Source organism: Trinickia sp., assembly GCF_036503415.1.
Classification (GTDB): Bacteria; Pseudomonadota; Gammaproteobacteria; order Burkholderiales; family Burkholderiaceae; genus Trinickia.
In genome coordinates this window covers 1-8,429 of the sequence record NZ_DASXWY010000043.1, presented here as the reverse complement: position 1 = coordinate 8,429, position 8,429 = coordinate 1, and the positions used below count along the sequence as shown (strand labels likewise).

Here is an 8,429-nt window from a genome sequence, read left to right as displayed (position 1 = left end):
AGAAACGTCGCCGATACGATGCGATAGCGCACGTCTTCGAGCGGCCCGCCCGTTGCCATGCCATAGACGAACGTGAAGGCTAGCGCAATGACATTGGCCCAAAACATCGCCTTTTCGAATTGCTCGACACGGCCTTCCTGCCACGGGCGGCAGGCGACGATGAAGCCCATCTGGAAAAGCACGAAGGGCAACAGTACACGCAGGTATTGCCCGATCGGGTTGTCCTGGATCAATTGCGTGACGAGACTGCCGGGGACCGCGAGCGCAATCGCGAGCCAGACGAACGAGCGCAGGCTCGAGCGGTCCGTGAGGCGCGGAGCGATCAACATCAGCATCGCCCCACCGGCCAACGCCGGCACCGCCAGCAGGATTTGCGCGAGGTGGCTCGAGGTATCGCTGATGGCCTTGTAGTCCATCGCGAGCGGGCAGATGAAGATCCAGATCCACAGACTCGCGTAGCGGTTATAGCGTGACACGGGATGCCCGGCCAATGTCGATTGATAGGGGGCAGCGGTTGCCATTGGAGTGGTTTCTCCCTGATCGTTGTGCGAGCGTCGTCGCTCGACCTTCCTCCTTCGGCTGACGCAAAAAGCAAGCCACGGGGAATGGTTTCCTGTCCGACTATAACGTTGGCCCGGCTGTTCGAAAGCGCGGCTGGCGGATCGAGACTATCGTTCGGCGTCACGAGGCAGACGGCACTGATGCGCGAGCGCAACGGTCGGGCCCCATGTCGCTGATCGGCGCGATATTGGCGGACGGCGGCAGCGGGAGCATCGGAACATCGCTATAGGCAGCGCGCTTCGGAAGCACCGCGGCGCGCAAAGACGATAAAGAGAGAACGAGGTGAAACAGATGGGCACTCTCTTCGGAGGAGCCAAGGCGATCGTCCGAAACCGAACGATCGAACTGGACTTCCTGCGCGGCATCGCGATCATCGCGGTGATGGGCTATCACTTTCATACGGTCGCTACCGGCTTTCGTGTGATACCCATCATCCAATACCCATTCACGCATTTCGGCCGGGAAGGGGTGAACCTGTTCTTCACGCTGAGCGGTTTTCTTGTCGGCGGATTGCTGCTGCGCCAGTACGCGAGCACCGGCGTCATCGATGCACGCCGCTTCATCGTCAGGCGGATCTTCAAGATCTGGCCGGCCTACTATGTACTCATTGCGTTTCATATGGTGGCGGGCCGTCATCCGCTGAGCACGTTCGCCGTGCAAAACCTCACGCATTTGCAGAACTACCTGGGGACGTCGATTTCCCAGACCTGGAGCCTCGCAGTCGAGGAGCACTTCTATCTGCTGCTGCCGGCGCTGCTGCTCCTGTTCGCGCGGTGGAAGCTGCGTGCCAATGCGATCCTCGCGATGCTCGGCTTGATTTGCCTCGCGGTGTTGATCGGGCGTTCGATCGTCGTCGTAAACGGCGGACTCGACGCCGCGTTCTTCCAGACGCAATACCGCATCGACAGCCTGCTCGCGGGCGTCATGCTCGCGGCCGTGTATTGGATGAAGCCCGAGCTTTATCGCCGCCTCGCGCAAAAGAAGGGCATGCTGCTCGCGATCGTCGGTTTCCTCGTGGCCTGGCTCGCGTTCGCCACACGCCACGATTCGCTCGACGAGAGCATCGGCTACACCATCCAGTCGGCCGGGTACGTTGCGCTCATCGTCCTCATGCTCGAACATACGGGCGCGATGGCGCGTATCTGGCTCTTTCGTGCGATCGCATGGGTCGGTGTCTATTCGTACGGGATCTATCTCTGGCACTCGATCGCGTTCGCACCGGCCGATATCCTGATCGCGAAGACGAGCGCGCTCGGCTTGCCGGCGCTGGTCATCTGGGCGCTCGCGCTGGCGTTTCAGATCGCCATCGCCATATCCGCTGGGTACATCACGACGCGGCTCATCGAATTCCCATTCCTGCTCCTGCGCAACGCGCTGTTCCCGGCTCAGGGCGTCGCGAGCGCCGAGCCGAGCGCACCGGTGCCCGTCGTGCCGAAGACGCCGCCGGCCGAGCCCGAGAACGTGCCGGTCGTCGGCAGCCAGCCGTCGTAGGCGTGGCGCTCAGGCCATCGCTTCTTGCAGCGTGCGTTTGAATTGATCGAGCGTGTTGCGTTCGAGCAGCCGCTCGTGCGCGCCTTCCGGCGCTTGCGTGCGATCGGCCGGATCCGCGCTGCGCGCAAATACCTTTTCGATCGCGGCTGCGATGGAGGGCGGCGAAAGATCGTCGATGACGGGGCCCAGCGTGCCGCCGCGGCAAAACCAGCCTATGAGGCCCTCGGCGGTTGCGATCACCGGTTTGCCGAACCGGTAGGCCTGCACCAGGACGCCGCTCATGCCGTAGTGCCCTTGGTAGCCGAGCCAGACGGCATCGCATGCCGAGAAAAGATCGAACTCCATCTCGTTCGTGATGAAGTGGTCCAATACGACGGGTGCAGGCGTCAAGCGCGGCGCGCGCGTGCGCAGGAATTCGCGCGTTTCGCCGTCTTGTTCTCCGGCCACCACGAGCGTCGGTGCGTCGTGCATCGTTTCGAGCGCCGCCACGAGTTCTCGAATGCCCTTGCGATCGGTGATCGAGCCGTACACGAGCAGATGACGCGCGTCGGGCGCGAGCCCAAGCTTCGCGCGGGCCGCGGCAGGGTCGTCCGCACGCGCGTCGGGAAACGGGTCGGCCAGATAACGCACGACGGCAGCGCGCTGGCCGAGCGCCTGCGCACTCCATTCGCTGAGCGTCGGGTCGATCGACAGCAACGCGCGCATGCCCTTCACACGCACGGCCTGGCGAAACAGGTAAGCCTTCACCGCGTTGACGACGCGCCGATCGGGGGCTTTCACGCCGACCGTTCTGTGATGAAACGACGAGCGCATCGTGATGCCGATCCAGGGAGCGCCGCCAAACGGCGAACCGAGAAACGGCAGCGCGTAGAGAAAGTAGTCGACATAGGGCACGACGACGAGCGAAACCGGCTGGAACTGTGCGATGAGCCGGTACGCGTAGCGGAAATAGCGGTGATGGCGCACATATGAAATCCGCTCGAGACCGGCCGCCCCGCCGGGCCGCTCCTGCTGCGGATCGACGAACGCGATTTCGAGATCGTCGCGCGCGGCGCTCGTGATCTTGCGCGCGAGGCGATGGTCCTCGTTACGCGATTCGGTCACCACGACGCAACGATACCCGGCATCCGTGTAGGCTTCGGCCGCCCACTGCGCGTACCGCCATCGATGTCCGGTGAAGTTGGGCTCGATGACGAGCACGGTGTCGCGCGGTGTCGGTTTGCACGTCGCATCGGGCAGTGCCGCCGGGACCGCTTCGGGTATGGCGCGTGCGCCGGGGGGAGAAATGTCGTTTTGCATCGTCTCGTCGCTCTCGTCGGTCTTGCGGCCCGAAGCTGTTGGGACACGGTGACCGTACCACCTGCTGCGTTACGTCATCCGTCATTTTTGCTCACGTCATGGCGGAAAAGAACAGGTCGTCTCGCCAGGATGGCGGGTCGGGCCTACTAGATGGCGCCACCAGCCGCCGTCTACAAGGTACTTTGTGCTTTCTACTTCTGAATCGGGGCAGTTTTTCCAACGTGAGCGCATCGTGGGGCAGGGAAGTGAGATCGAGCATGTTTGCGACGCTATCGATGCGAGCGGGGCTGGGCACGAGCGCGGCCACGTGGGTATTGCTGCAGCAGGTCGCGGTGCGTGGCCTCGTGGCGCTCAAGTTTCTCGCCATCGGGCGCATTCTCGGGCCGACCGCGATCGGTAGCGTCAGTGTGGCGCTGCTCGCCGTGGCGATCGCCGAGTCGCTGTCCGACACGGGACTTGCGCAAGCGGTCATCCAGGGGCGGGAAGCCCCGACGCACACCGAACTGGGCGCGGTGTGGACAACGCTGATGGCGCGGGGCGCGTTCGTCGCGTTGCTGCTGCTCGCGCTCGCGCCGGTGATGGCCGCGCAATTCCATCTCGATGGATCGATCCTGCTGCTGCAGCTTGCCGCTGTGTTGCCGCTCTTGCGCGGCGTGGCGTCGCCGACTTACTTCGTCGTGCAGCGCGAGCGCCGTTTCAAGCATATTGCCGCGGTCGAGATCGCCGCGGCGTGTGCCGATTGCGCAGTGGGCCTGTTGCTGGCCATCGCGGGTGCCGGCGCGATCTCCGTGTTGATCGGCATGGCGCTCGGCGAGGCGATCAAGAGCACGCTGACCTGGGCCACGATGCGACCGCGCCCGCCCATCGCGCTGCGCTGGCATGGCATTGGGCACTATGTCGCGTTTTCCCGCTGGATCTGGGCGAGCAGTGTCGTGAACCTCGTGCTCAATCAGTTCGACAAGCTCGTGGTCGGCAAGATGCTGGGACCGGCACAGCTCGGTGCCTATCAAATGTCGTCGCGCCTCGCGCAAATGCTGCTCGCCGACGCCGCGATCGCCATGTCGCAATACCTCTTTCCGACTTTCTCGGCCCATCATCGAAGCGACGCGGCGCGCGCCGCACGCATTTTTCAGCTCTATCTCGTGGCCGCCGGCGTCGGGCTCGCGCTGATCGTCGTGCTGTTGCGATGGCTCGCGGCGCCGCTGTTTTCGCTCGTGCTCGGACCACAATGGATGCCCGCGGTGCCGCTGTTCCGAATCTTCGTCATCAACATGGCGCTGGGCGCATTGATCGCGGTGCTCGTGTCGTACCTGCGAGCCGTCGGTGATGCGCGCGCGGCGACGCAGGCTTCCGTGATGCAGGTCGTCGTGCTGTTCTCGGTCGTGCCGCCCGCGACCCACTACTGGGGCGTGACCGGCATTGCCTGGGGAATGACCGCGGGACTCGCCACGGCGACGCTATGGATGCTGTACCGAACGGTAAAGGCCAGATGATGCGGATTCTTCATCTCGTGCTCGCACCGCGGTTATCCGGCGCAGAAGTGCTCGCCACCGAGCTCGCCTTGCATCAGCGGGCCGAGGACCACCATGTCTCGTTGACATCGCTGTTGCCCGCGCATGACGATTTCGAGCAATTGCGGCGCCAGCTTGCGCAAGGCGACGTGCCGTGCCGCTTTCCGCTCAAGCGGCACGGCATGGCCGGCAAGCTCTGGCATCTTTACCGGGTCATTCGCATCGTGCGGCCCGACGTGATCTTCGCGCATGCGACGATACCGGCGTTCTATGTCCGTGCGTTGCCGATCGCAACGCCCATCGTCTACATCATGCATTCGGCAACGAACGACTTCGAGCGGAACCTGTTCCGACGCGTCGAGCGGATTTTGTCGGCGCGCGCGCGCGCGGTGGTCGGCGTCTCGCGCACGAACGTGGACGACTACATCGCCACGGTGGGGCCACACCCGCACATGATCGTGATTCCGAACGGCGTCGACCCGGCGCGCTTTCTTCACGACGCCGCGGCCGAAGCGAGCGGCGGCGCTCCGCAAATCGTGCAGATCGGACGTTACACGGCGATCAAGAACCAGTTGCAGACCGTGCGCGCGTTCGCGCAAGTGATACGCGAAGTGCCCGACGCCCGGCTCCTGCTGTGCGGCGTGATCGAAGATCCCGCTTACCATGCGCAAGTGATCGAGCTCGTCCTGATGCTCGGTCTCACGCATGCCGTGGCGATAGAGGGCCCTCGCACCGACGTCTCGCGGATGCTCGCGCAAGCGAGCGCATTCGCGATGCCTTCGCACTCGGAAGGGCACAGCATCGGATTTCTCGAAGCGCTCGCATCGGGCATTCCGGTGGTGGCGAACACCATCGAGCCGTTCCGTTTCGCGAACGACTTTCCGGGCGTGCAGCTCGTCGACACCGATGACACGGCCGCCTACGCGAGCGCACTCGTCGCGGCGCTCAATCAAAGCCGCGTACAACGCGAACTGACGGGGCTCACGCTCAAGGATTCGGCCGAGCGCTATCTCGACGTTGCTCGCAAAGTGGTCCGTCAAGGCGTCGTTTTCTGATCATCCGGATGTCGTGCGCGCCGCGCACGCCGTCGATGCAGGCATCGCGTCAGCGCGATGTCAGAGCACGACGAGCCGCACGCCGATCAGTACGAGCACGCCCGCCAGCAGATTGCGTAGCAGCGTTTCGGGTGCGCGTGCCGATAAGTGGCTGCCCAGCGCGATGCCGGGCAGCGAACCGATCAGCAGCGAGAGCAGCATCATCCAATCGACCGAGCCGAGCAGCCAGTGCCCCATGCCCGCGGCGAGCGTGAGCGGTACGGCGTGGGCGATGTCGGAGCCGACGATGCGCGCTGTCGGTAGCGACGGATAGAGCAGCAACAGCACCGTCACACCGATGGCGCCCGCGCCGACCGAAGTCAGCGAGACGAGCACGCCGAGCACGGCGCCCGTCAGGATCGTCAATGCGGTGGTGCTGCCGGCGGAAGGCTGGCGTCGCGTGCGGGCCGCGAATCGCATCAGCTGCGGGCGGAACACGAGCGCGATCGACGTGATCAGCAACGCGGTGCCGAGGATATGCTGCAAGAGCGCTGTCGCGCGCGGCGAGTGGATGCCGTGATGCTGGAGCCACCACAGCGTGAGCGCCGCTGCCGGCACACTGCCGGCGGCGAGCCGGCCCGTGATGCGCCATTCGACCGACCCCTTCAGACCGTGCACGAGCGTGCCCGCCGATTTGGTCGCGGCCGCGTAGAGCAGGTCGGTGCCGACGGCCGTCGCCGGATGCACCCCGAACAGCAGCACGAGCAGCGGCGTCATCAGCGAGCCTCCGCCGACGCCGGTCAATCCGACCAGGAATCCGACTGCCAGGCCGGATACGGAGTACAGGAGATCGATATGGGGCAGAGCCATGTGCGATAGGGTGTGGCCGCGACAAAGCGGCGCGAAAGGACCGGAAAGCGGATCGAAAGCGGCGACGCGGTGGCGCTGCACACGCACGATCGACGCGCGAAAACAGCCATTGTCGCAAAAGTGGCGCCGGAACGCTCGATAAGGTCAGATAAGACCGGTCTGTCGATTTACGCCAGCCGTGCGCGGGCGGGCCGAAACCCACTACAAGATGGCGAGCGCACTGGCCCTGCCGCACGTTACTTTGGTGCGCGGGCGGCATGCGGCACGTCCAATGCATGCCGTACATGGGGCGGATTTTTTGCCCTTATTCGCCACAGGGACACTATGCGCATTTTCCAGTTGATCCTCGCGCCGAGGCTTTCTGGCGCCGAGATGCTCGTGAAGGGCATCGCGATCGACCATCAGCAAAGCGGACACAGCGTTTGCATCGCTTCCCTCTTGCCGGCGCACGGCGATTTCGCGCCGGCAGCAGGCGAGCTGGCGGCGAATCGTGTCACCTGTGTCTTTCCGCCCCGGCGCTACGAAAAGCTCGGCCGCCTGCTGTTTCTCTATCGCGCGATTCGCCGCTTCAAGCCCGACGTGATCTTCGCGCACGCCACGATTCCCGCCCTGTACGTGCGTGCGCTACCGGTACGCGTGCCGATCGTCTGGGTCATGCACTCGGGCGTCGACGATTTTCAGGACAACCGCCTGCAGCGTGCGGAGCGGCTTTTGTCGTTGCGCGCCAAGGCTGTGATCGGCGTATCGCAGAAGAACATCGATGAATATCGGCGCGCGATCGGCCGGCATCCGCCGCTCATCGTCGTGCCGAACGGCGTCGACGCGGAACGTTTTCGCCTTCGCGAATCGGTACGTGGGCCGCGCGGCGAGGCGGGTTCGGCCGGCGCGGCAACGGGCGGCGATGCCGCCAAGCGCATCGTTCAGATCGGCCGTTATATTGCCGAGAAGGGGCACCTCGAGACGGTACGCGCGTTCAAGCGGGTGCTCGATGTCGAGCCCGATGCGCGGCTCTTGCTGTGCGGTGTCGTGGACGATGTCGCCTACCATGCCAAGGTCTGCGCGCTCGTCGACGAGCTCGGGCTTGCTTCGCATGTCGAGGTCACGGGGCCGCAGACCAATGTCGCCGAGATTTTGGCTGCCTCGAGCGTCTTTGCGATGCCTTCGCGCTTCGAGGCGCACAGCATCGGTTTTCTCGAAGCGCTTGCGTCCGGTATTCCCGTCGTCGCCAATACGATCGATTCGTTTGCCTTCGCGCGTGGATGGCCCGGTGTGCAACTCGTCGAGACGAGCGATATCGACCGCTATGCCCAAGCCCTTGCAACCGCGCTCGGCGAGCCTCGCGCGCAGCGCTCGCTCGACGGTCTGACGCTCGAGGATACGGCCGAGCGCTATCTTGCCATCGCACGGCAGGTGATCGGATAGGCGGTTCCCATCCGGTGGCCCCTCCGGCCTTCGGCAGACGCCGTCCGAGGCCTATTGCAGGCGGTCCAGCCGCAGCGTCTCCGTGTACCGGCCCGGCAACGTGCCGAGCCGTTGTTCGGTTCCCAGCGCGTGCCCGTCGGCCTCGAAGTCGTAGCGCGCCAACGCGGGAGCGCCGCCCCAGTAGTGATACTCGTCGAGGTGGGCATCGGTTCGTTCGAAGAGAACGAGCCGCGAGCGTCCG

At 64.6% G+C, this 8,429-nt stretch carries 7 protein-coding genes and 1 pseudogene; 4 read left to right on the top strand and 4 right to left on the bottom strand.

Translation table 11 applies throughout. From position 1 onward, the window contains the following. Nucleotides 1-521: pseudogene (locus tag VGL01_RS06480) on the bottom strand (hypothetical protein); the annotation flags it as partial. A 331-nt stretch (nucleotides 522-852) separates the two neighbouring features. Between VGL01_RS06480 and VGL01_RS06475 the strand changes: the two are divergent. Further along, nucleotides 853-2,052, top strand: coding sequence for an acyltransferase (locus VGL01_RS06475; RefSeq protein ID WP_331568032.1), 1,200 nt, complete (start codon nucleotides 853-855; stop codon nucleotides 2,050-2,052). Nucleotides 2,053-2,061: 9 nt separating this feature from the next. On the opposite strand, the gene VGL01_RS06470 is transcribed toward VGL01_RS06475, so the two are convergent. Further along, on the bottom strand, nucleotides 2,062-3,351 hold the full coding sequence (locus VGL01_RS06470) for a glycosyltransferase family 4 protein (RefSeq protein ID WP_331568031.1): 1,290 nt from the start codon (nucleotides 3,349-3,351) through the stop codon (nucleotides 2,062-2,064). A gap of 257 nt (nucleotides 3,352-3,608) precedes the next feature. Between VGL01_RS06470 and VGL01_RS06465 the strand changes: the two genes are divergently transcribed. Next, nucleotides 3,609-4,844 (top strand): oligosaccharide flippase family protein, encoded by a 1,236-nt coding sequence (locus tag VGL01_RS06465; protein WP_331568030.1) that lies wholly within the window; start codon nucleotides 3,609-3,611, stop codon nucleotides 4,842-4,844. Beyond that, nucleotides 4,841-5,917: a glycosyltransferase family 4 protein gene (locus VGL01_RS06460; RefSeq protein WP_331568033.1), complete on the top strand. Its 1,077-nt coding sequence runs from the start codon at nucleotides 4,841-4,843 to the stop codon at nucleotides 5,915-5,917. The genes VGL01_RS06465 and VGL01_RS06460 overlap by 4 nt, the downstream gene beginning before the upstream one ends. 60 nt (nucleotides 5,918-5,977) lie before the next feature. Here VGL01_RS06460 and VGL01_RS06455 read toward each other — a convergent pair whose 3' ends face one another. Next, the gene (locus VGL01_RS06455; RefSeq protein ID WP_331568029.1) at nucleotides 5,978-6,766 is read right to left on the bottom strand and encodes a sulfite exporter TauE/SafE family protein; all 789 of its coding nucleotides are present in this window, start codon (nucleotides 6,764-6,766) and stop codon (nucleotides 5,978-5,980) included. A gap of 324 nt (nucleotides 6,767-7,090) precedes the next feature. Here VGL01_RS06455 and VGL01_RS06450 point away from each other — a divergent pair, with 324 nt between their 5' ends. Continuing rightward, the gene (locus VGL01_RS06450) at nucleotides 7,091-8,188 is read left to right on the top strand and encodes a glycosyltransferase family 4 protein (RefSeq protein WP_331568028.1); all 1,098 of its coding nucleotides are present in this window, start codon (nucleotides 7,091-7,093) and stop codon (nucleotides 8,186-8,188) included. Nucleotides 8,189-8,239: 51 nt separating this feature from the next. Here the strand turns inward: VGL01_RS06450 and VGL01_RS06445 are convergent. Then, a partial coding sequence (locus VGL01_RS06445; RefSeq protein ID WP_331568027.1) for a hypothetical protein occupies nucleotides 8,240-8,429 on the bottom strand: 190 nt, incomplete at its 5' end.

Coding starts and splice junctions, on each gene's coding strand:
- VGL01_RS06475 (WP_331568032.1), top strand. CDS start 853: ATGGGCACTCTCTTCGGAGGAGCCAAGGCGATCGTCCGAAACCGAACG.
- VGL01_RS06470 (WP_331568031.1), bottom strand. CDS start 3,351: ATGCAAAACGACATTTCTCCCCCCGGCGCACGCGCCATACCCGAAGCG.
- VGL01_RS06465 (WP_331568030.1), top strand. CDS start 3,609: ATGTTTGCGACGCTATCGATGCGAGCGGGGCTGGGCACGAGCGCGGCC.
- VGL01_RS06460 (WP_331568033.1), top strand. CDS start 4,841: ATGATGCGGATTCTTCATCTCGTGCTCGCACCGCGGTTATCCGGCGCA.
- VGL01_RS06455 (WP_331568029.1), bottom strand. CDS start 6,766: ATGGCTCTGCCCCATATCGATCTCCTGTACTCCGTATCCGGCCTGGCA.
- VGL01_RS06450 (WP_331568028.1), top strand. CDS start 7,091: ATGCGCATTTTCCAGTTGATCCTCGCGCCGAGGCTTTCTGGCGCCGAG.